Origin of the sequence: Actinomadura macra NBRC 14102, assembly GCF_001552215.1 — a bacterium.
GTDB lineage: Bacteria > Actinomycetota > Actinomycetes > Streptosporangiales > Streptosporangiaceae > Spirillospora > Spirillospora macra.
Genome location: NZ_BCQT01000019.1, coordinates 387,168 through 409,088 on the forward strand (window position 1 = coordinate 387,168; position 21,921 = coordinate 409,088).

20 protein-coding genes are annotated in these 21,921 nt (G+C 73.8%); 10 read left to right on the forward strand and 10 right to left on the reverse strand.

Annotation, left to right across the window (positions count from 1 at the left end):
- Positions 1-5 precede the first annotated feature (5 nt).
- From AMA02S_RS31455 to AMA02S_RS31465, 3 genes are all read right to left on the reverse strand, one after another.
- Positions 6-710, reverse strand: coding sequence for a Crp/Fnr family transcriptional regulator (locus tag AMA02S_RS31455; protein WP_067465493.1), 705 nt, complete (start codon positions 708-710; stop codon positions 6-8).
- Between the two features lie 84 nt (positions 711-794).
- A complete protein-coding gene (locus tag AMA02S_RS31460; protein ID WP_067465495.1) occupies positions 795-4,619 on the reverse strand; it encodes a tetratricopeptide repeat protein in 3,825 nt (1,274 codons plus the stop codon).
- Between the two features lie 4 nt (positions 4,620-4,623).
- Complete coding sequence (locus AMA02S_RS31465; protein WP_157430921.1) at positions 4,624-5,115, reverse strand: hypothetical protein; 492 nt, start codon at positions 5,113-5,115, stop codon at positions 4,624-4,626.
- Between the two features lie 190 nt (positions 5,116-5,305).
- Here AMA02S_RS31465 and AMA02S_RS31470 point away from each other — a divergent pair, with 190 nt between their 5' ends.
- The 8 genes from AMA02S_RS31470 to AMA02S_RS31500 all read left to right on the forward strand — a co-directional run bounded on the left by AMA02S_RS31470 (position 5,306) and on the right by AMA02S_RS31500 (position 10,713).
- Positions 5,306-5,971 carry an MBL fold metallo-hydrolase gene (locus AMA02S_RS31470; RefSeq protein ID WP_067465499.1) on the forward strand — a complete coding sequence of 222 codons (666 nt, stop codon included), beginning with the start codon at positions 5,306-5,308 and terminating at the stop codon, positions 5,969-5,971.
- Positions 5,972-6,083: 112 nt separating this feature from the next.
- A complete protein-coding gene (locus tag AMA02S_RS31475; protein ID WP_067465502.1) occupies positions 6,084-6,656 on the forward strand; it encodes an ATP-binding protein in 573 nt (190 codons plus the stop codon).
- 60 nt (positions 6,657-6,716) lie between these two features.
- The gene (locus tag AMA02S_RS31480) at positions 6,717-7,802 is read left to right on the forward strand and encodes an S-(hydroxymethyl)mycothiol dehydrogenase (RefSeq protein ID WP_067465504.1); all 1,086 of its coding nucleotides are present in this window, start codon (positions 6,717-6,719) and stop codon (positions 7,800-7,802) included.
- The gene (locus AMA02S_RS31485) at positions 7,799-8,431 is read left to right on the forward strand and encodes an MBL fold metallo-hydrolase (protein WP_218005181.1); all 633 of its coding nucleotides are present in this window, start codon (positions 7,799-7,801) and stop codon (positions 8,429-8,431) included. The genes AMA02S_RS31480 and AMA02S_RS31485 overlap by 4 nt, the downstream gene beginning before the upstream one ends.
- A complete protein-coding gene (locus AMA02S_RS42255; RefSeq protein ID WP_157430922.1) occupies positions 8,410-8,691 on the forward strand; it encodes a hypothetical protein in 282 nt (93 codons plus the stop codon). Before AMA02S_RS31485 ends, AMA02S_RS42255 begins: the two co-directional genes overlap by 22 nt.
- A gap of 24 nt (positions 8,692-8,715) precedes the next feature.
- Positions 8,716-9,519: a hypothetical protein gene (locus AMA02S_RS31490; RefSeq protein ID WP_245667913.1), complete on the forward strand. Its 804-nt coding sequence runs from the start codon at positions 8,716-8,718 to the stop codon at positions 9,517-9,519.
- Positions 9,520-9,716: 197 nt separating this feature from the next.
- Positions 9,717-10,052 (forward strand): SPW repeat protein, encoded by a 336-nt coding sequence (locus AMA02S_RS31495; RefSeq protein WP_067465509.1) that lies wholly within the window; start codon positions 9,717-9,719, stop codon positions 10,050-10,052.
- 88 nt (positions 10,053-10,140) lie between these two features.
- Positions 10,141-10,713, forward strand: coding sequence for a TetR/AcrR family transcriptional regulator (locus AMA02S_RS31500; RefSeq protein ID WP_084265780.1), 573 nt, complete (start codon positions 10,141-10,143; stop codon positions 10,711-10,713).
- A 17-nt stretch (positions 10,714-10,730) separates the two neighbouring features.
- On the opposite strand, the gene AMA02S_RS31505 is transcribed toward AMA02S_RS31500, so the two are convergent.
- Positions 10,731-11,225: a winged helix-turn-helix transcriptional regulator gene (locus AMA02S_RS31505; protein WP_067465737.1), complete on the reverse strand. Its 495-nt coding sequence runs from the start codon at positions 11,223-11,225 to the stop codon at positions 10,731-10,733.
- 110 nt (positions 11,226-11,335) lie between these two features.
- Here AMA02S_RS31505 and AMA02S_RS31510 point away from each other — a divergent pair, with 110 nt between their 5' ends.
- The gene (locus AMA02S_RS31510; protein ID WP_067465514.1) at positions 11,336-12,721 is read left to right on the forward strand and encodes an MFS transporter; all 1,386 of its coding nucleotides are present in this window, start codon (positions 11,336-11,338) and stop codon (positions 12,719-12,721) included.
- Here the strand turns inward: AMA02S_RS31510 and AMA02S_RS31515 are convergent.
- Positions 12,702-14,099, reverse strand: coding sequence for a VWA domain-containing protein (locus AMA02S_RS31515; RefSeq protein ID WP_067465517.1), 1,398 nt, complete (start codon positions 14,097-14,099; stop codon positions 12,702-12,704). The genes AMA02S_RS31510 and AMA02S_RS31515 overlap by 20 nt on opposite strands.
- Positions 14,100-14,125: 26 nt before the next feature.
- Positions 14,126-15,013 carry an AAA family ATPase gene (locus AMA02S_RS31520; protein WP_067465519.1) on the reverse strand — a complete coding sequence of 296 codons (888 nt, stop codon included), beginning with the start codon at positions 15,011-15,013 and terminating at the stop codon, positions 14,126-14,128.
- Positions 15,014-15,102: 89 nt separating this feature from the next.
- Here AMA02S_RS31520 and AMA02S_RS31525 point away from each other — a divergent pair, with 89 nt between their 5' ends.
- Entirely contained in the window at positions 15,103-15,459 is a 357-nt protein-coding gene (locus AMA02S_RS31525) for a hypothetical protein (RefSeq protein WP_067465522.1), read from the forward strand.
- 19 nt (positions 15,460-15,478) lie between these two features.
- On the opposite strand, the gene AMA02S_RS31530 is transcribed toward AMA02S_RS31525, so the two are convergent.
- The 4 genes from AMA02S_RS31530 to murJ form a co-directional block, all read right to left on the reverse strand.
- Positions 15,479-17,677 carry an acyl-CoA dehydrogenase family protein gene (locus tag AMA02S_RS31530; protein WP_067465524.1) on the reverse strand — a complete coding sequence of 733 codons (2,199 nt, stop codon included), beginning with the start codon at positions 17,675-17,677 and terminating at the stop codon, positions 15,479-15,481.
- Between the two features lie 61 nt (positions 17,678-17,738).
- Positions 17,739-18,761 carry a TerC family protein gene (locus AMA02S_RS31535; RefSeq protein WP_067465740.1) on the reverse strand — a complete coding sequence of 341 codons (1,023 nt, stop codon included), beginning with the start codon at positions 18,759-18,761 and terminating at the stop codon, positions 17,739-17,741.
- Between the two features lie 271 nt (positions 18,762-19,032).
- Positions 19,033-20,271 (reverse strand): glycosyltransferase family 4 protein, encoded by a 1,239-nt coding sequence (locus AMA02S_RS31540; protein WP_174551002.1) that lies wholly within the window; start codon positions 20,269-20,271, stop codon positions 19,033-19,035.
- Positions 20,264-21,865: a murein biosynthesis integral membrane protein MurJ gene (gene murJ / locus AMA02S_RS31545; RefSeq protein ID WP_067465527.1), complete on the reverse strand. Its 1,602-nt coding sequence runs from the start codon at positions 21,863-21,865 to the stop codon at positions 20,264-20,266. The genes AMA02S_RS31540 and murJ overlap by 8 nt, the downstream gene beginning before the upstream one ends.
- Between the last annotated feature and the right edge of the window lie 56 nt (positions 21,866-21,921).

The following is a 21,921-nucleotide window of genomic DNA, read 5'->3' on the forward strand; positions in this document are numbered from 1 at the left end:
CGGGGCTACTCCTCGCGGCGTGCCAGGGCGTGCAGGGCGTCGACGGAACGGACAACGATCATGTTGCGGGCGACGGTGATGCGGCCGCGGACGGGGGCGGAGGCGAGGATCTGCGCGACCTTGCGGCGGCCCATCCCGGCCCAGCGGCCGAGGTCCTGCTGGGTGACGGGGACCTGGACCTGGTAGCCGCCCTCCAGGGCGCGGGTCACGCCGTTGGGCTGCTCCTCCTTGAGCGGTGAGCCGAGGCGGTCGACCAGCCGCAGCAGACGGCTCGCCAGACGGCGCTCGGGATCGTCGGGGAAATGGGCGATGCGCAGCTCGTCGGCGTCCCGGAGGCGTTCGGCCAGGACGCCCGCCACGGCCCACGCGGCGCCGGGGTGGTCGTCGAGGACGGTCCGGAAGCGGGCGGCGGGCAGGACGAGCGCCTCCACGGGGGTGAGCGCCTCGACGTTGGCGTGCCGGGTCCCGCCGTCCACCGCCTCCAACTCGCCCGCCAGGTCGCCGGGGCCAAGGATGTCGAGGATGGCGACCTCGCCGTCACGGTCCACCCACACCTTCACCACGCCCGCGCGCAGCACGAAGACCTGGGACGCGCGGGTGTGCTCGCGCATCAGGAACGCGCCTGGTCTGATCATCGCCGTGGCGCCGGCCTGCCGCAGCGCCTCCCGCGCCCGGACGGGCAGCGCGTCCCAGAACCGCGTGGTCTCCATCTCGCCTCCTCGCCGGATCCGGGCAGGGGCGGTACGCCCCGACTCCAGTCAACGCGTCGGTGCGGCGACGGACTGCGTCTTTCGTCACACGTCGAGCAACAGATCCTCCAGCCATTTGTCGAGGGCCCGCGCGCGGCGGGCGCAGTCGGCGGCGGCGGCCTGATCGCCGAGGGCCAGGTGGGAGTCGCGCAGCAGGTCCAGCGCCTGCCGCTGGCCGCGGTGGTCGTCCATGTCGCGGCGAATGGCGATCTCGGCGTGGCAGTGCTGGGTGGCGCGGGCGTGCTTGCCGAGCGTCTGGGACGCGCAGGCCATGGTGTGCAGCGCGTAGGCCTGCTCGCGGGTGTCGCCGAGTTCGGTGGCCAGCTCCAGCGCGCGGCGCCCGGTCTCCAGGGCTTCGTCGGCGCGGCCGAGGTCGAGGTAGATGCCGGCGAGGTGGGCCAGGGCGGTGCCCTCGCTGTGCCGGTCGCCGACCTCGCCGAGCAGGTGCAGCGCGTCCAGCTCCATCTGGAGTGCCTCTTCGGGGCGGCCGCTGCGGCGCAGGACGGCGGCGAAGGTGTCCATGCCGACGCCCATGCCGTAGGAGTCGCCGGTGTCGCGGCGGATCTGGAGGGCCTGCCGCGCGGCGCGTTCGGCGTCGGCGGGCAGACCGAGCCGCAGGTAGGTGCGGGCGAGGCTGCCGAGGGTGCCGGCGAGACCGGCCTGGGCGCCGAGGTGGTGCCACAGGTCCAGGGCCTCCAGGCCGAGGACGAACGCCTCCTGGGGGCGCTCCAGCCGGCGCATGACCACCGACAGGTGCTCCAGGTCGTGGGCCTCGCCGTGCTGGTCGCCGATCTCGCGGCGGATCTCCAGTGCCCGCAGCAGGTGCTCGCGCGCCTCCCGGTAGCGGCCCAGGCGCCAGTGGACGATCCCGATCTGCGCGAGCGTCTCGGCTTCGCCGTGCCGGTCGCTGATGTCGCGGTGCAGGCGCAGTGCCTGCCCGCAGTAGGTGAACGCCTCGGCGAAGCGGGTGGCGTCGCAGCTCAGCATCCCGAGCGTGGTCAGCGCGCGCGCCTCTCCGTGCCGCGCACCCAAAGCCCGGTAGGCGCGCAACGCCTGGTCGGCGTCCCGCTGCGCCATGTCGCGCAGGCCGAGCGAGGCGTTCATTCGCGCGAGCTCGGTGAGCGCTTGGGCAGCGCCGTGCCGATCCGCTTGCTCTTGCCGGAGATAGAGAGCCTCCAGTGCGTGCGAGACCGCTTCGTGCACGTCTCCCTGGCGCCGGTGAACCTGCGCCAGGGTGAGCAGGGTCTCGGCCACGCCCGGCTGGTCCCCGAGGCGCCGGCGCGCGTCCAGCGCCTCACCCGCGTGGTGCAGCGCGTTCTCGTAGTCGCCGAGGCCAAGGCCCGCACGGGCGAGGGTGTCGTGCCCCTTGGCGACGCCGCCGTCGTCCTGAAGGTCCCGGTAGATCTCCAGGGAGCGGCGCGCGTGCTGGATCGCCGTCAGGTAACGGCCCAGGGCGGCATGGACATCGGCGAGGGTGGCCAGCACGGCGGCCTCGCCGTACCGGTCGGGCGGGTCGACGGCACGGAACCCGCGGCGGGCGTCCTCCCCGTAGCCGATGGCCGGGACGGAGTTGCCCAGCTCCAGATGCGCGACCGCCAGGTTGTGCAGCATGACGGCGGCCGCGGCCCAGTCCTCCTCGGTGCGGGCGGCGTGCAGGCCCACCTGGTGGACGGCGATGTTGTCCTCGCTGTAGCGCCGGAACTCCAGGAAGTCGAACAGGGCGTCGGCCAGCTCCCAGCAGGTGCGGTGCAGCCCGAGCCGCGCCGCCTGGCGCACGGCGGCGACCAGGTTGCGGCGCTCGGCCTCGAACCACGCCAAGCCCGCCGCCCGCTCCGACGCGTCCGGGGGACGCGGCCGGGTCACATCCTCCCCGCGGCCCCCGTGGACGACCGGACGGCGGCGCCCGGCGAGCGCCGCGCCCGCCTCCCGCGCCTCGGCGAGATACCCGGCCAGCAGCCGCCGCTGCGCCGCGAGCAGGTCGCTGTCGGCGTCCTCGCGCAGGCCCCGCTCGCGGGCGAAATCGCGCAGCAGGTCGTGCATCCGGTACCGGCCCGGGCCGACGTCGTGCACCAGGTACGCCTGCCGCAGCCCCTCCAGGCACTCGCCGGACTCCTCCACCGTCCGGTCCTGCAGCGCGGCGAGGGCGGTCGGGGTGAAGTCGGGTCCGGCGATGAGGCCGAGCCGGCGGAACGCCTCGCGCTGGTCGCGGCGCAGCCCCCGGTAGGCGACGTCGAAGGTGGGGCTGAGCACGCTCTGCAGCTCCGGACCGACGGCGGGGCCCGCGTGCAGGCCCGCGCCGGGCACGCCCGCGCCGTACGGCGGCGCGGTCCGCCCGTCCCGCGCGGTCAGCTCCCGCACGGTCTCGGCGATGGACTCGCCCGGGTTCTCCGCCAGTTTCCCGGCCATCACGGCGAGCGCCAGCGGCAGGTGCCCGCACTCGCGGGCGAGCCGCTCGACCGCCCGCCGCTCGTCGCGGACGCGCTCGTCGGCCGGGCCAAGGACGCCCGCGATGAGGTCCACGGCCTCCTGGGTCACCATCTCCCGCAGCTCCAGCGTCCGGACGTCGGCACCCTCCAGGAGGGCGGGCAGCCGACGCCGGCTCGTCACCACCACCAGCCCCGACGCCGTCCCCGCCAGCAGCGGCCGGACCTGCTCGGGCCGCACGGCGTTGTCCAGGATCAGCAGCATCCGCCGGTCGGCCAGCAGCGACCGGCACTGCGCGGCCAGCTCGGACTCGGTCCGCGGGAGCTGGTGGCCGGGGACCCCGACCGCCCGCAGCACCTGCCCCATCGCCTCGGCCGGCGTGACCGGGCTGCGCGTCGTCCCGCGCAGGTCGGCGAACACGACCCCGTCGGGGAACCGGTCGACGACCCGGTGCGCCCAGTGCAGGGCCAGGGTCGTCTTACCGACACCCGCCATCCCCTGGACGACCACCGCGCGCGGCCACTCCGCCTGCGCCACCAGCATGTCCAGTTTGCCAAGGCTCACATTCCGTCCGGCGAAGAATGGATTGTCTGCCGGGAGGTGCATTCCGGGTGGCCGTCCGCCAGGGGTTTCGATGCGCACGGGCGCGCGCGCGGCGATTCCGGCGCCCGCAACAGGCGCCGGTTCAGGCCGTCCTAGAGGGACGTGGGGGCCGTGGTCGTGCGCGGCGACCGGCCACTCGTCACCCCACGGGCTGGCCGCGCGGCGCAGCTTCTCCCTGTCCAGGACGGTCAGCGGACGCGGCTTGCGGTCGAGGATGCCCTTCTCCCGCCACAACCGGAACCAGCGCACCAGCGTCTCGCGGGAGATCCCGGCCCAGTTGGCCAGCTCCGCCTGGCTGAGCCTCAGCGGGATCTCCGTACCGCGTGTGGTGCGTTCCCCGAACCGGTGGGCCAGCTCCAGCAGGTGGTAGGCCAGGCGCTGCGGGTGCTCGGCCGCCCGCACCGCGTGTCGCCTGCCGCCATAGGTCACGGCCTCGGAGACGGTGTGCATCATCGCCTCGGCGACCTGCGGGCTGGCCGCCAGCAGGCTGCGGAACTTGCCGCGGTCCACGCGCAGCGCGGCGACCTGGTCCAACGCGGCGACCGTCCCGCGCTGCGGGTGCCCCCAGGGACCGAGCACACCGACCAGGTCGCCCGACCCGAACAGGTCGATGATCGACTCGTCGCCCTCGCTGGAGTCGACGAACTCCTTGGCCACCGCGTTGCTCGCCGCGCGTGGCGCCGCCTTGAAGACCACGTACACGGCCGGGGCCGTCACCCCCTGATGGCAGAGCATCCCGCCCGGCGGGATGTCGGTGCGCCGCCCCATCGCCCGCAGAGCCTGCCGGTCCGTCGGGGACAGCAGCCCCCAGAAGCTGCCCGGCCGCACATCGTGGTCGATCACCCGCTCACCCGCCCGCCATGGCCGTCGCCAGTGTCCAGAACAGGAACAACACGGCGGTCGTCACCGCCCACGCGAGGGCCTGCCAGGACAGTTCCCCGCAGCGGTGCGCCGCCGACAGCAGCCGGCGCAGCTGCACGTCGCGGACCCGCTCGTCCAGCACGGCGGACGAGCCGAACGGCGTCCAGGGCACGCCGGGGTCGACGGGCGAGCCCGTGCTGCCGCGCACCTGCCCGAGCACCGACACCAGGGTCCGCCGGGACCGGATCGCATACACCGCCGAGACCGCGAACGTCCCCGCCACTACCGGCAGCAGCGCCAGCGCGACGGCACCAGGTAGGCCCGCCGCCAGTCGTGTCACGGTCCCCACCAGGACCAGGGCGAGCAGCACCGCGGCGATCACGGCGTCCTGGCCGCAGAGCCGGACCAGGGCGCAGGCGTGCCCGAGTATGTCCTCCGGCGCCTCCCCGCCCTGTCCGGGACGGAATGCAGTAACCAACGCGTCACCGTCCTCACGGGTCGATCTGATCTTCCACAAACCATGGTGGGGCAACAAGGGTGAAACGTCCGTCCGCAGGCGCACGAACTGGCTGAGTCTGGTGACGCATTCCACTCAGTGGACCACCCGCCGGTGCCCACGGCGGCCGATGGTGGAGGATGGAACCCCTGACCACCCGGCGGGAGGACTCATGAGCTACACGGGCAACGTCGAGGCCGGCGGCCGCCCCGACGTCCGGGAGCTGCCGGGCCTGGCCGTCACGAAGGTGGCGGTGGGCCCCTACGACAACAACGCCTACATCCTGCGCTGCACCGCCACCGGGGAGCAGCTGCTCGTCGACGCGGCCAACGAGGCGTCCCGGCTGCTGGAGCTGCTGGGAGACAGGCCGCTCGCCCGCATCGTGACCACCCACCGTCACCAGGACCACTGGATGGCGCTGGGCAAGGTGGCGCGGGCGACCGGCGCGCCGGTCGTCGCGCACCCCCGCGACGCCGAGGCGCTGCCCGAGCCGGTCACCGAGCCCGTCGAGCAGGGCTCGACCATCCGGGTGGGACGCGCGACGCTGGAGGTCATCCACCTGCGCGGGCACACGCCCGGCTCGATCGCGCTGCTGTACGACGCGGGCGGCGAGCTGGCGGCGACCCCGCACCTGTTCACCGGCGACAGCCTGTTCCCCGGCGGCGTCGGCAACACCTGGGGCGACCCGACGCTTTTCAAGCAACTGCTGGCGGACGTGGAGGAGCGCGTGTTCGACCGCCTCCCCGACACCACCTGGTTCTACCCTGGTCACGGCAAGGACTCGACGCTCGGCCGCGAGCGCCCCTCGCTGCCCGAATGGCGCTCCCGCGGCTGGTGACCGCCGCCTGGCGGACCGAGGAACAACGGGTGTGGAGTGTTCGTTTCTCCAACTACACTCCCACCGACCTCGGGGCCGAACCAGGAGATGGACCATCCACGAACCCACTGATGTGGACCCGGGACCGGCTCTGCGCTTCCCCGCCGGTTCGCTGGTGCTCGTCGCGGGGCTCCCGGGGGCGGGCAAGAGCACCCTGCTCAACCGGATCTACCGGCTGCGCGGCGACGAGACCGCGCCGGTCCCGTTCGGCGACGTCCGGGTGATCGACTCGCGGCAGTCCCGCAACTGGTGGGCACGCTTCCTGCGCCCGCTCCCCCCGCGCCTGCGCACCCCCCTCGTCCATGCGACGCATGTGTGGCGGATCGGCCGCGCGGTCGCCGGCGGCCACGGCGTCGTCGCGCACACCCGCGGCACCTGGCCGCACATCCTGCACTGTTTCGCCCTGCTGGCCCGCCTGCGCGGCGGCGAGGTGCACCTCGTCCTCATCGACGTCGACCCCGAAACCGCGCGTGCCGGACAGGTCGCGCGCGGGCGGGTCGTCACCGGCGCCACGTTCGCCCGGCACTGCCGGCGCTGGCTGCCGCTGGTGGAACGCGCGCGCGGCGGCGCCGTGCCGCCCGCCGCCGGCGTCACCGTCCTGGACCGTGACGCCGCCGACAAGCTTGAGGTCATCCGCTTCGGCTGAGCGCGACGAACCGACGCATCTATAGGGTCGTAGAGCACGGATTCGACGAGAGGCGGCAGCATGGCGCAGCAGGTACGGGGGGTCGTCGCACCGGGGCGGGGGGAGCCGGTGCGGATGGAGACGGTCACGGTCCCGGGCCCGGGGCCCGGGGAGGCGGTCGTCCAGGTGCAGGCGTGCGGGGTCTGCCACACCGACCTGCACTATCGCGAGGGTGGGATCAACGACGAGTTCCCGTTCCTTCTCGGGCATGAGGCCGCCGGAGTGGTGGAGTCGGTGGGCGCCGGGGTGAGCGAGGTCGCGCCGGGCGACTTCGTCGTCCTGAACTGGCGCGCGGTGTGCGGGCAGTGCCGCGCGTGCCGGCGCGGACGGCCCTGGTACTGCTTCGACACGCACAATGCCGCGCAGAAGATGACCCTGGAGGACGGCACCGAACTGTCCCCGGCGCTCGGCATCGGCGCGTTCGCGGACAAGACGCTCGTCGCCGCGGGGCAGTGCACCAAGGTCGACCCGGCCGCCAAGCCGGCGGTGGCCGGGCTGCTCGGCTGCGGCGTGATGGCCGGGCTCGGGGCGGCGATCAACACCGGCGGGGTCGGGCGCGGCGACTCGGTCGCGGTCATCGGCTGCGGCGGCGTCGGATCGGCGGCGGTCCTCGGAGCACGGCTCGCGGGCGCGGCGAAGATCATCGCGATCGATCTGGACGAGCGGAAGCTGGCGGCCGCGACGTCCCTCGGCGCGACGCACACCGTCCACGCCAAGGACGCCGACGTGGTCGAGGCCGTGCGGGACCTCACCGGGGGCTTCGGCGCGGACGTCGTCATCGACGCGGTCGGCCGCCCGGAGACCTACCGGCAGGCCTTCTACGCGCGGGACCTCGCCGGGACGGTCGTGCTCGTCGGCGTCCCGACCCCGGAGATGCGGCTGGAGCTGCCGCTGCTGGAGGTGTTCGGCCGCGGCGGGTCGCTGAAGTCGTCCTGGTACGGAGACTGCCTGCCGTCCCGGGACTTCCCGATGCTCATCGAGCTCTACCTCCAGGGGCGGCTCGACCTGGACGCGTTCGTGTCCGAGACGATCGCGCTGGACGGTGTGGAGGCGGCGTTCGAGAAGATGCACCACGGCGACGTCCTGCGCTCGGTGGTGGTCCTCTGATGGGCGCCCGCGTCGACCACGTCGTGACGTCCGGGACGTTCTCGCTGGACGGCGGGACCTGGGAGGTCGACAACAACGTCTGGATCGTCGGGGACGACGCGGAGGCGATCGTCATCGACGCCGCGCACGACGCCGAGGCCATCGCGGCGGCGGTGGGGGGCCGGAGGCTGGTGGCCATCGTGTCCACGCACGGCCACGACGATCACATCGACGCGGCACCCGAGCTCGCCGCGCGCACCGGAGCGCCCGTCCTGCTGCATCCGGACGACCTGATGCTGTGGGAGCAGTGCCACCCGGGGACCGCCCCGGACGGCGCGTTGGCGGACGGCCAGGTCGTCACCGTCGCCGGGACCGGCCTGACCGTCCTGCACACACCGGGGCACAGCCCTGGCGCGGTCTGCCTGCACGTCCCCGCGCTCGGGACGGTCTTCTCCGGCGACACCCTGTTCCAGGGTGGGCCGGGTGCGACCGGCCGGTCGTTCTCCGACTTCCCGACCATCATCGACTCGATCCGCGGGCGGCTCCTCACGCTGCCCGCCGAGACCGTCGTCCGCACGGGCCACGGCGACTCGACCACCGTCGGCGCCGAGGCACCGCATCTGGAGGAGTGGATAGCGCGCGGTCACTGATCGGCCCACGTGAGGCGGCGCCCCCGGGAGGAGCGCCGCCTTCGTGCTGTCAGTTCCTGATCCCGCTCTACTACCAGCAGGTCAAGGGACACGGCGCGCTCTCGGCCGGGCTCCTGCTCGTCCCGCAGGGCATCGGCGCGTTCTTCGGCATGCCCATCGCGGGACGGCTCAGCTTCTCGCTGCCGGGCCGCCCGGGCACGAGCGCCGCGATAGGGTCCCCGGTGGCGGCGGAGCCTTCGCGGGGCTCCACGGTGAGCTAGTTCCACGGCGAGCTTGGGGGTGGGATGCAGCCCAGGACACCGCTCGCGCCACCCCTCCGTACGGCCGTGATGCTGTGCGCGGCCGTGCTGCTGAGCGCGGCGGCGGGATGCGGGCGCAGCGCTCGGGGAGCGTCCGGGGAACTGGAAGTCCCGCCGCCGACGGCGACCGTCCCGACCGCGCCCGCCTCGGCACCCGGCCCGGCGCCCTCGGCCTCCCCCACGGCGATGTCTCCCAGCGCGGCGGCGTCCGCCACTCCGGACGGCCGGCCCCTCGGGCGGCCCGGCAAGTGGCGCATCACCACGTACTACACCGCGTTGCAGAGCCTCTACCGCGGCAAGCCCAAGGCCGTGCGCGGCTGCCTGAAGTTCCACTGCTCGCATGGGAAGGATCCCCTGGGCTCCTATCCGCAGGACTTCCTCAAGGTGATCCAGACGGAGGGCAGCGGGCGCATCACGTCCGGACCGGAGCGCGGCCGCTACCTCAACTGGTCGTCCAGCGTCGGCTTCTGGCTGGACGACACCACGCGCGACTCGGCGGGCCGCCCGCTGCGCGCCTGGACGTCCGCGGCGGCGGACAGGTCCGTCCTCGCGCGGGGCCGCCGTTTCGTGATCACCGACTGCGGGCGGGAGGGGAACGGACACCCGGTCGAGGCGAAGGTGTGCCGGAAGTTCCAGAAGGCCCGCTGGACGGTCACCGATCTGTTCCGCCCCGGTTACGGTGGCGAGGACCACGCCGACGTCTACATCGGTGAGGAGACCGGATCTCGCCTGGCCGAGTCGCCGTTCTACACGACGCTGCGCGGCGCCACGATCGGCCCGTCCTCGTAACGCAGTGAGCACAGGCGTCCCATGGGCGCTCCATGAGGTGCGGGGTATCCGGTCGTCCCATCATGACCCGTCCAGCTTTCCCCACGTCCCGACGACCTCACTCCGGGGCGCTATCGAACGGGCGTCCGGGAAAGATTGACCGGGCGGTCAATCAGGGAATCACGAGGAGGACGATAACTCCATACTGGAGGTGGCGGATGGATAGGTTCGCATGGCAGGACGGGGTGGCCTTCCTGGCCGGCCTCGCCGCGCTCCTGGCCCCCGAACTGTGGGCCGACGACGCCGGTAAGCAACCGCTCATGGTGCTCGGCGCACTGCTGACGGCCGCGGGGTTGTACGCGCTGCTCGGCGCGGCCGGGCCCACGGCCTGGACGGCGACCGCGTTCGCACTGCTGATCTTCGTGGCGCCGTGGGCGTTCGGTTTCAGTGGCCAGGACGCCGGTGCGTGGACCGCATGGATCGCGGGCGGCGTCGCGACTATCGTCGGCGTGTGGGGAGCTACCCAGGCGCGCGGCGGCAAGGCCGCGGCCTGACCGAGACAGAGACCGACACAGAGACCGAGTCATGGTCCCCGGGCGCGCGAGCGCCCTGGGGCCCAGCGGCCGTTCGGGGGCGGAGCCGATGAGCGCATCCGGCGGGACCGGCACGGCCGACTCGCGCACGAGGATCCTGGACGCGGCCGAGGCGCTGTTCGCCGACCGCGGCTACGAGGCCAGTTCCACCGCCCGGATCGCCGGGCACGCACAGGTCCCGAAGGGCCTGGTGTTCCACTACTTCCCGCAGAAGATCGACGTGCTGCTGGCCCTCGTCGACGAGCGGACGTTCGTCGAGGAACTGCCCGACGGGGCGGTCGAGGCGCTGCCGGGTGACCCCGCCGGCACGCTGTCGCGGCTGGCGCGCCGCCTCCCGCTGCACGCCTCGCCCGCGATGCGCCGGATCCTGTTCCGGGAGGCCGACACGCACCGGTCCGTCCGGGAGAGGCTCGGACGGTTGAACGGCGAGGTGTTCCGGCGTGCGCGGCACGCCCTCGAACTGGCCCTTCCCGGCGCCCGCGGAGACCAGGCCCGGCTGGAGGTCGCGGCCGCCACCTTCACCGCCGTCCTGATCTACCAGGAGAACCTGGCCTCCCTCACCGGCCAGCACATGGACCCCGACGCCGTGGCCGACCTCATCGCCCGCGCGCTCGGCGCCTGACGCGAAGCCGTACCAGGTCAGAGACGGACCGGCTCCATCAGCCGGTGCGGGGAGCGCAGGGCGACGCTGACCGGGTCGTCGCGGTACAGGGCGCCGGGGCCGGCATGGATCTCCAGGTCGTCCATGGGGACGAGACGGCTGCACGACGGGCAGGTGCCGTCGGTCTCCACCGGCGTGCCGCACTCGACGTGGACGAAAATGCGGCACACCTCGGCGGACAGGTGCCGCTCACCCCAGCGTGAGAGCGTGTGCACGACGGGGAACAGTTCCTTGCCCATCTCGGTGAGCACGTAGTCGTGCCCGTCCTTGATCAGGACGCCGGTCTCCACCAGCACCTGCAGCCGTGCCGAGAGCACCGCGCGGGGGATGTCCAGGCGGGCCAGGAAGTCGCTGAACCGGCGCACGCCGTACATCGCGTCGCGGACGATCAGCAGGGTCCAGCGCTCCCCCACGACCTCCAGCGCCCGGGCCAGCGAGCAGTCCTGCGCGGCGTAGTCCTTGCCGAGTGCCATGAAGGTCACACTATCGCCCCCGAGGTTCAATCACCGAACCAGATCATGTTACGGTCGCCCAGTTGAGTTCATTCACTGAACCGAATCGGTTCGTGGAACAGGGAGACCGCATGACGACTCTGGCGACCCCTCGCGCCGGGCACCGCGCGCCGGGCTCCACCGCCGCGCTGGCGCTGCCGGCCGCCGCCACACTGCTGGCGCTGATGAACTACACCGCGCCGATGGCGGTCCTGACCGACACCGCGCACGGGCTGCACGCGGGCGGGACGGCCCGTATCTGGCTGATGAGCTCGATCAGCCTCGGCCTCGCGGCGGCGCTGCTGGCCCTCGGCAGCCTGGCCGACGACCACGGGCGCCGCCGGGTGTTCGCGCTCGGCGCCGGAGCGCTCGCCGCCTCCAGCGTCGCCTGCGCCGTGGCGCCCACCGCGCTGGTCTTCGTGATCGGGCGGATCGTGCAGGGCGCGGCGAGCGCGGCGCTGCTGGCCGCCGGGCTCGGCATCGTCGCCGCCGCCTTCGAGCCGGGACCGCGCCGCGCCCACGCCACCGGCGTCTGGGGCGCGATGCTCGGGCTCGGCATCGCGCTCGGCCCGATCGCCTCGGCCGGGACGACCTCGGCCGGGGGCTGGCGGGTCTGGTACTGGGTGGCGGCCGCGGCCTCGGTGGCGCTGCTCGCGGCGGCCCGTACGCTGCCGGAGTCCCGCGCGGCCCGCCCACGCGGCCTGGACCTGCCCGGCCTCGCCACGCTGAGCCTGGGTGTCGCGGCCCTGGTCGCGGCGATCACATGGGGGCGGGCGGGCTGGACCCGCCCGGCCCTCCTCGTGCTGTTCGCGGCGTCGGCGGTGCTGCTGGCCGCGTTCACCGCGATCGAGGTGCGGCGCCGGCGGCCGATGCTCGACCTCGCGCTGTTCCGCCGGCCGGCGTTCCTGCTGTCGATCACCGGCGCGCTGGTCACCGGGCTGGCCGTCATCGGGGTGATGAGCTACCTGGCCACGGTGATGACGGTCGTCCTCGGGCTGTCCCCGCTCGCCTCGGCACTGGTGCTGGCGATCTGGTCGGGGCTGTCGTTCGTCGCGGCGCTCCAGGCGCGCCGCCTGCCGTCGCGGCTGCCCGCGGGCCAGCTTCTCGGCGCCGGGCTGGCGCTCAGCGCGGTGGGCGAGGTGGCGATGCTCGGGCTCGCGCCGGACGCGCACTGGTGGCGCCTCGTCCCCGGCCTGGCGGTGTCCGGCGTCGGCAGCGGTCTCGCGAACGCGATGCTCGCGCGGCTCGCCGTGGAGAGCGTCCCCGCCGACCGGGCCGGCATGGGGTCGGGCGCCAACAACACGGCCCGCTACATCGGCGCGTCGGTGGGCGTCGCGATCGTCGGCGCCATCGCCACCGGGTCCGGGGACGGGCCGTCCGGGCTGGCGCACGGCACGAACATCGCGATGCTCGTCTCTGCGGTCGTGGCGCTGGCCGGGGCCGCCCTGGCGGTCGCGCTCAGGCCAACTCCTCGATGAACGCCGCGAGTTGCACCAGGTTGCGGCACTCGTACATGGGGACGAGGTCGCCGTATCGGGACGCGGCGGAGTCGCCGGTGTCCCACTGGCCGCGCGGCTCAGGGTTGAGCCAGTACGCGTGGCGGGCGCGATCCACCATGGTCCGCAGGACCGGCAACGCCAGGTCACCGTAGTTGGACCGGGCGTCGCCGAGGACGAGCAGCGTGGTCTTCGGCCCGACGGCGTCGCCGTACCGGTCCGCGAAGACCTCCAAGGCGTGGCCGTAGTTGGAGCGGCCGGTAATCCAGACCAGATCGGCCTCGGCGGCCAGCCGGGTCATCGCGTCCGCGACGTCCGCGCCGGGCGCGAAGTACCGGGTGATCTCGTCGGTGGTGTCGATGAAGGCGAACGCGCGGACCCGGGCGAACTGCTCTCGCAGCGCGAACGTCAGCAGCAGCGTGAAATGCGCGAACGCCGACACCGAGTCGCTGGCGTCGCACAGCACGACCAGCTCGGGCCGGTGCGGGCGGCGCGGCCGGTGGTGGGTGGTGAGCGGCACGCCCCCGCTGGCCAGCGACGCGCGCACCGTCCGGCGGAAGTCGAGCCGCCCGCGGCGGCCCCGCCGCTGCTTCTGGACGAGCCGCGACGCGAGCCGGCGCGCGAGCGGGTACGCCTCGCGCCGCAGCGCCGCCATGTCCGCCCGGCTGGCGGAGGTGAAGTCGAGCCGCTCCAACGGCGGCCTCACGGCCAGGCGCGCCGTCCGCGCGACGCCGGTGTCCTCGGCGATGCGGCGGCGGACCTCGGCCGCCACGAGGTCCTGGAAACGGGAGATGCGGTCGCCGAACGTCCGGCGCGCGACGCGCTCGGCCATGCCGCCGCGCTCCCGCCCGTTCAGGACGGCGGCGAGCAGCCCCGCCATGAGGGTCTCCGGTGACATCGCGCGCAGGACGCTGGAGGAGAACCAGGACTCCTGGCCGGGAGTCCGCCCGTACTCCGCGACGGCCCCCCGCGCGAACTGCCGCAGGCCCGCGTCGTCGCCGGTGAGCAAGATCTCGGCCAGTTCCGTGCGGCGGGCCTGCACCTCGGGGTCCAGCGCCGGCGGGACGGGACGCCCGGCCCCGTCCAGGGTGCGGGGCGGGCGGTCCGGGTCCCGGACCGCCCGCGCGCCGTCGCCGACGGCCGCCGGGAACCACAGGTCGAACAGCGTGTCGAAGGTCGGACGGTGCGCGGGCCGCTTCACCACGGTCGCCGCGTAGGCAGCGCGCAGCGCGCCGCGGTCGAGCAGGTCCACGGCCCGCATGGCGCGCACGGCGTCCAGGCCCTCGGCGACCGACACCGGCAGTCCCGCCGCGCGCAGCGCCGCGACGAAACCGGTGTGGCGGTCGATGAGAGAGGCCATGTCAGCTCCGCGGTTCGGCGTTCCGGTCAGCCCTTCAGACCCAGTTCCCGCACGGCGCGGTCCTGGTCGGAGGCGTGCTTGAGCACGACCCCGAGCGTCCGCGCGATGGCGGCCTCGTCCAGTTCGTCCAGGCCGAGGGCGAGCAGGGTGCGGGCCCAGTCGACGGTCTCGGCGATGGACGGCGCCTTCTTGACCTCCAACGCGCGCAGCGTGCCGATGGTGCGGACGAGCCGCTCGGCCAGCTCCGCCTCGATTCCCGGGACCTGTGCAAGGACGATGTCGCGCTCCCGTTCGGGGGGCGGGTAGTCCAGGTGCAGGTAGAGGCAGCGGCGCTTGAGGGCCTCCGACAGTTCCCGTGCCGCGTTGGAGGTGATCAGCACGAAGGGGCGGCGGACGGCGGCGACCGTGCCGAGTTCGGGGATCGTCACCTGGAAGTCCGACAACACCTCCAGCAGCATCCCCTCGACCTCGACATCGGCCTTGTCCGCCTCGTCGATCAGCAGGACGGTCGGGTCGGGCCGCCGGATCGCCGCCAGCAGCGGCCGCTCCAGGAGGAACTCCTCGGAGAAGATGTCGTCGTGGGTCTCCTGCCAGGCACGGTCCGCCGGGGCGGCCTGGATGGCGAGGAGTTGCTTCTTGTAGTTGAACTCGTAGAGCGCGCGGGCCTCGTCCAGACCCTCGTAGCACTGGAGCCGGATCAGCGCGGCACCCGTGGCCGCGGCGACGGCTTTGGCCAGCTCGGTCTTGCCGACCCCGGCCGGTCCCTCCACAAGGAGCGGCTTGCCGAGCGCCTGCGCCAGGTACACGGTCGTCGCGATGGCCTCGTCCGCGAGGTAGCGTACCTCGGCGAGCCTCCGGCCCGCATCGGCCGGCGAGGTGAACGACCCGCCGACGAAATCGTCATCGACGGTCATGCCCTGCTCCGGCTCATCCCTGAGGGGTAGGTACCGGTTCGCCCCGGGGGGTGACGCAGGCGACGCCTGCGGTTGCCTATAACCGAGGTATGACGACCACCACCCCACGCCTGCCCCGCGAGGACCTCAAGGCGGCGCTGGCGGCCCGGCGCGAGCTCGGCCCCGACTACGACGAGGCGTTCCTGGAGACGGTCGTGGACCGTATCGAGGAGTCGCTCGCCGTCCGCACGGGCGGCCGCGCCGCGCCGGCGGCGGGTCCGCCGAAGCCGGGCCGCTTCACCGGGGAGCGCGACCACAGCCTGGCGATGGCGGTGCTGTCGCTGCTGGCGGCGATCCCGCTCAGCGCCATCGCCGTGGTGAACGCCGGGCTCCCGGGACTGCTGTTCACCTGCACGATGATCGTGCTGGTGAACGTCACCTACACCTACCGGCCGCGCCGCTTCTGATCGCATCCGCACGGCCGCCTCACCTGCCCGGCTCGGGGTCGCGGGGCAGGCCGAGCAGCCGCTCGCCGATGATGTTGAGCTGCACCTCGGTGGTGCCACCGTAGATCGTCATCGCGCGGCTGAACAGCATGGCGCGCGCGATGACGCCGCTCTCGGCCATCGGCACCTCGGTGGCCGCCGCCGCGCCCTGCGCCGCCCAGCAGTAGTCGGCGACGTCCTGGTTGAACTGGACGCCGAGCAGCTTGCGGACGCTGGCCTCGGCGCCCGGCTCCACGCCGTTCAGCTGCTTGAGCGTGGTGCGCAGGCCGAGCAGGTCGATCGACTGCCCCTGCGCGAGGAGCCCGCCGACCTCGGCCGCGGCGACCGCGTCCAGGTCCCTGCCGGCGAAGAACGCCAGCAGCTCGGGGACGCCCATGCCGAGGCCGCCGCCGGTCGACAGCGACACCCGCTCGTTCGACAGGGTGTTGCGCGTGACCTGCCACCCCTGACCGACCTCGCCGACGACCCGGTCGTCCGGGACGAACACGCCGTCGAGGAACACCTCGTTGAAGATGGCCTCGCCGGTCAGCTCCTTGAGCGGGCGGACGTCCACGCCCTCGGACTTCATGTCCACCAGGAAGTAGGTGATCCCGTCGTGCTTGGGCGCGTCGGGGTCGGTGCGCGCGATACAGAAACCCCATTCGGCCATTTGCGCGATGGACGTCCAGATCTTCTGCCCGGTGAGCCGCCAACCGCCCTCGACCCGCTCGGCCCGCATCGACAGCGAGGCCAGGTCGGAGCCCGCACCCGGCTCGGAGAACAGCTGGCACCACGACAGCTGACCCCGCAGCGTCGGGCACAGGAACCGCTCCTTCTGCTCCTGCGTCCCGTACCGGACGAGGGAGGGCACCAGCCAGGCGCCGATCATCAGGTTGGGCGCCCTGACCTTGGCGGCCCGCAGCTCCTGCTGGATGAGGATCTGCTCGACGGGCCCGGCCCCGCGCCCCCACGGCTCGGGGAGATGCGGAGCGGTCCAGCCCCCGTCTCCCATCGCGGCGTGCAACTCGTCCCGATCGTCGATCGCCGCGAGCACGGCGATCTCGGCGCGGATCCGCTCGCGCAGCGTCCCGGTGCCCTCGTCGAGCTCCAGTTCCACCGGGCGGCGACCGCCGTCCAGCGCGAGGGCGGCGACCGTCGCGGCCCAGTCCTTGGCGGGACCGAGCAGCGCCCGCAGCGTTCCGGCGCGGCGCAGGTAGAGATGCGCGTCGTGCTCCCAGGTGAAACCGATGCCACCGAGGATCTGGATGGCGTCGCGGGCGGTCCGCACGCCCGCCTCCACGGCGATGACGGCCGCGACGGCGGCGGCGAACCCGGAGTCGGCCGCGTCCTCGTCCAGGGCGCGCGCCGCGTCCCAGGCGGCGGCGCGGGCCTGTTCCAGCGCGGTCAGTGCGCGGGCGGCCTTGTGCTTGACGCCCTGGAACTGCCCGATCGGCCGACCGAACTGCTCGCGGACCCCGGCGTACTCGGCCGCGGTGGTCACCAGCCAGCCGGCGAGCCCGGCGGCCTCGGCCCCGAACAGCGCGGCGGCGAGGTCGCGGACCCGGGCGGTGCCGAGGCCGTCCAGAATCCGGTCGGCGGCGACGCCGATCCCGTCCGCCGCCACGGACGCGACGCGGCGGACGCGGTCCAGGCTGGCCTCGACGGGGGTGACCGTCAGGTCGGCCGCATCGACCACGACCCACCGCTCGCCGTCCTCGCAGGCGACCGGCAGGACCAGGACGTCGGCGAGCGCTGCGCCGAGCACGGTGGCCGCCGTACCGGTCACGACGAGCGCGTCGCCGTCGCGGCGGCCGGTGAACCCGCCCTCCAGGGCGACGGCGGCGGTCCTGGAGCCGTCTGCGAGGACGGGCAGCAACTCGGCACGGGCCTTGGCGTTGCCGCAGGCGTCGATCACCGCGCTCGCCAGCACGGTGGGCAGGAACGGGCCGGGCGCGACGGCGCGGCCCAGCCCCTCCAGCACTACGGCCAGTTCCAGCAGGCCGTAGCCCTGCCCGCCGTGCTCCTCCGCCAGGTGCAGGCCGAGCAGGCCCTGCTCGGCCAGGGCCGGCCAGAACGCCGGCCTGGTCTCCTCGTCCGCCTCCAGGGCGGCCCGTACGACCGTCGCCGGCACGTTGCGCTCGATGAACCCCCGCACCGAGTCGGCGAGCGCCTCGTGCTCCTCGGTCAGCCCGATGGCCATGCGTCACCCTCTCCTCGAACCCCTATGACACAGATTCTAGAACAGGATTCTGATTCTGTGCCTACGGCACGGGGGGGCCTTCCGCGGCGGGCTCGGCCTCCGCGTCGCCGGGCCTGTCCGCCGGGGACGTCTGCCCGCCCTGGTCGAGGGCGCGGCGACCGGCGGCGAGGCTTGCGACGGTGGTCGCGACCAGGGTCCCGGCGATCACCGCGAGGGACAGCCAGATCGGCACGTCGGGCGCCCACGCCACGCCGTACTCGTGCAGCGCGTGCAGGATCAGCTTGACGCCGATGAAGCCGAGGATGAACGCCAGCCCGTGGCCGAGGTAGACGAGCCGGTCGGTGAGGCCGCCCAGCAGGAAGTACAGCTGGACGAGGCCCATCAGCGCGAACGCGTTGGCGGTGAACACCAGGTACGGCTCGGTGGTCAGCCCGAAGATCGCCGGAATCGAGTCCAGGGCGAACAGCACGTCGGTGGACCCGATGGCGATCATCACGATCAGCAGCGGTGTCACCATGCGGCGGCCGTCCCGGCGGACGAGGAAGCGGGTGCCGTCGTACTCCTCCGACGTCGGGATGACGCGCTTGGCCCACCGCAGCAGCCCGTTCTCCTTGAACTCGTCCTCGCCGCCGCCGCGCACCAGACCGTAGGCGGTCCAGATGAGGAACGCGCCGAAGATGAAGAACACCCAGGTGAAGGTGGCGATGGCCGCCGCGCCGACCGCGATGAACAACCCGCGCAACACCAGCGCGATGACGATACCCGCCATCAGAACGGTGTGCTGGGCGTGCTTGGGCACGGCGAACCGCGTCAGGATCACCATGAACACGAAGAGGTTGTCGACGCTGAGACTCTTCTCGGTGACGAAACCGCCGAAGTACTGGGCGGCGTACTCGCCGCCGGAGAAGACCCAGACTCCGGCGCCGAAGGCGACGGCGAGCCCGATGTAGATCACCGACCAGAACGCGGCGCGGCGGGTGGTGAACTCCCGCGTGTCATTGCGGTGGATGAGGAACAGGTCGGCGGCGATGACGGCGAGGATCCCTGCCAAGGTCAGGGCCCACACCCAAGGAGAGACGGACAACGTGACACCTCCGGCGGACATGAAAGAGCGCCGGAGGTCTCTCCCGCCCTGAGGGACGAGGGCTACGGCCCCGGGCCGGTATGGACCGACCGTGCTGACGAGAACCGCGCGCGGGGATACTCCCCTCCACTGTCCTGTCCAACGCGCGACGCCCTGGTGGGGTTCCCGCTCCGCAGACGTTTCCGATCGTTTCGCGAACCGGAACGTCGGAGGCCGCGTCCGAGGCCCGATCGCCGCCGGTTCCCACCGGCGCCCGGCGCCCGGCCACCGGTCAACGACGGGCGGCCCTCAACTCCAGGTAGAGACCCGCGAGCTGGTCGGTGGCGTCGTCCTCGCCGGGCAGCAGAGCGGCCCGCTGCGCTGCGGCCGAGCCGAGCCGTACCGCGAGCACCGGGTCGTCCAGGACACGGCTCACCGCGCGTTCGAGCGCCCCCACGTCGCCCGCGGGCACCAGCAGCGCCGCCTCGCTCTCGGGTCCGTGCAGCAGCCCCGGCCCGTTCGCGGGTCGGGCACCGACGCCGACCATGTCGGGGATCCCGCCGACGCGCGTGGCGACCAGCGGCCGTCCCGCCCGCAGGATCTCCTGGACGATCAGCGGCTGCCCCTCCCACACGCTCGGCACCACGGCCACGTCGGAGGCGGCCAGCAGCGCCGGGACGTCGGAGCGGCGCCCCAGCAACCGGACGGGCAGGTCCTCGGCCTCGATGCGCGCGCGCAACTCATCCTCCAGTGGCCCCTCGCCGGCCAGGGCGACGAGGGGCGGCGGGGTCCGGCCCGCCCAGCCGCGCGCCGCGTCCAGCAAGGTCGGCAGGCCCTTCTGCGCGGCGAGCCGGCCGACAGTGACGATCAGCGGCCGCTCCCCCACCCCCAGCGCGGCGCGAACGTCGGAGCGGGCGGCGGGCCCGGGCTGCGCCAGCGGCGCCGGCGCGGGGACGAGCGCGTGCCCCACCGACCGGGCACCGAGGGCACGCATCCGCTCTTCCAGATCGGGTGAGACACCGAGGACCAGGGCCGCGCCGCGCGCCACGACGCGTTCCAGCGCGCCGTGGATCGCGGCCGTTCGCCCGCCGGTGATGACCGCGTTGTGCAACGTCACGACCAGGGGCGCACCGCCCCGCGAGAACCGCAGCGGACCGGGCGCGACGCGCGCGGACGCCGCCACCGCGAGCGCGCCCGCGCGCAGCCCGTGGGCGTGCACGACGTCGGCGTCGCGCAGCAGACCGCGCAGCCGCGCGACCGCGCGAGCGTCGCGCGCCGGGCGCGGGCGGTCGGCCAGGTCGACCTCGGCGAAACGGGCGCCGCCGGCCACGAACCCGAACGCCTCCTCGGTCGCGGCGGGCCCGCACACCAGCACCCGCGCCCCGCGGGCCACCAGCCCGGCGGCGACGGACCGCACATGCCGTCCGACCCCGCCCGCGCTCGTCCCGAGGACGAGCGCCACGCGCAGCCCGTCCACGCTCGTCGTACCGTTCCGCAGCACCGGCTCTTCGGGTATCGGCTTGTCAGGCATTCCGTGTGACCTTCCGGCTGAGGACGGCCCGCAGGTCCCGGCCGTCGATCACGAACGCGATGATGAGGAACACCGCGGCGGCGACCACGGCGGCGAGAGCAGCGGAGGCGGCGCCGCGGGCCTGCCCGCCGGTGCCGAAGGCCGCGGCGGCGGCGTATCCGGCGGCGCCTCCCCCGGCGCCGCCCGCGAGCCCGGCCGCGAGCACCCGCGGCACGCCGCGCACCGCAGCGGATCCCCGGGCCCGGACGAGCGTGCCCAGCAGCAGCGCGCCGGCGACGGTCATGCCGGCCGCGTTGCCGAGACCGAGCGCCGCGACCACCCACTGCCGGTCCACCGACAGCACCAGCGCGACGTCGGCGGCCATGACCACCAGCCACCCCGCCACGACGGCGAGCGCGCCCATCCGCCCCCGGTGGCAGGCGAACAGCACCCGCCCGAGGTGGGCGACGAGCCCGTAGCCGAGCAGCCCGGGCGCGAACGCGAGGACGGCGCGCGACAACACGTCCTGCTGGCTCGGGTCGCCCGGGTTGAACACGACCGACACCGGCAGCGCGACCGCGGCCAGCACCGCGGCACCGCCGCACGACACCAGGATCACCGCGCGGGTGGTGGCGGCGGTGACCCGGTCGAACCGGTCCTGCTCCCCCGCGCTCATCCGCGCCGACAGCAGCGGGAACGCGCTGGTCGCGATCGGCACCGCCAGGATCGCCCACGGCAGCAGGTAGACCGCCCACGCGTACTGGTAGTTGGCGAGCGCGCCGCCCGTCCCCTCATAGCTGAGCCGGACGACCAGCAGCGCCGACAGCTGCTGCGCCGCGACCGTGGCGAGACCGGCGAGGGCGAGCCGCCGCACCCGCCGCGCCACCCCGTCCGGGAAGCGGAGCGTGGGTCGCAGCCCGAGCCGCAGGCGCCACGCCGCCACACCCGCCGTCGCGGCCATCGCGACGCCGCCGAGCGCCGTCCCGATCGACAGGGTCAGCTCCGCGTCCAGCGGCAGCCCGGCCAGGTCGTTCTCGTAGCCGTCGCCGAGCGGCGCGTACACCAGGTAGGCGCCGATCACGACGAGGCTGGACATCAGCGGTGCCAACGCGGGCGCGACGAACCGGCGGTGCGACTGCAGCAGCCCGTACAACACAACGGCCAGCCCGTACATGATCATTTGTGGTGCCATGACCGCAAGCATGGTCGCGCCGACGTCGACGATCTGCCCGCGCTCGCAGCCCTTCAGATCGCCGCCCACCAGCAGTTCCATGATCGGACGCGCGGCCAGCGCCATCAGCGCCGACAGCGGGACCATCACTGCGACGATCCAGGTCAGCAGCGCCGAGCCGATCCGGCGGACCTCCTCTCGGTCGCCGCGCTCGGCGGGCCCGGCCAGCACCGGGACGACCATGCTGGCGAGGGCGCCGCCCGCGACGATCTCGTACACGATGCTGGGGAACTGCGTGGAGGTGAAGTACGCCTGGCTGAGGCAGGAGGTGGTGACCGTCTGGGAGAAGGCGTAGGTACGGCCGAACCCGGCGAGCCTCGACAGGATCGTGATGACCCCGATGACGACGGCGGCGCCGGCGAGGCCGCCGGTGAGGCGGCGCATGGAGGAGGCGCGAGGGGACACGTGGCGGTGGACGCGGCGGGGGGCGCTGCCGGGGC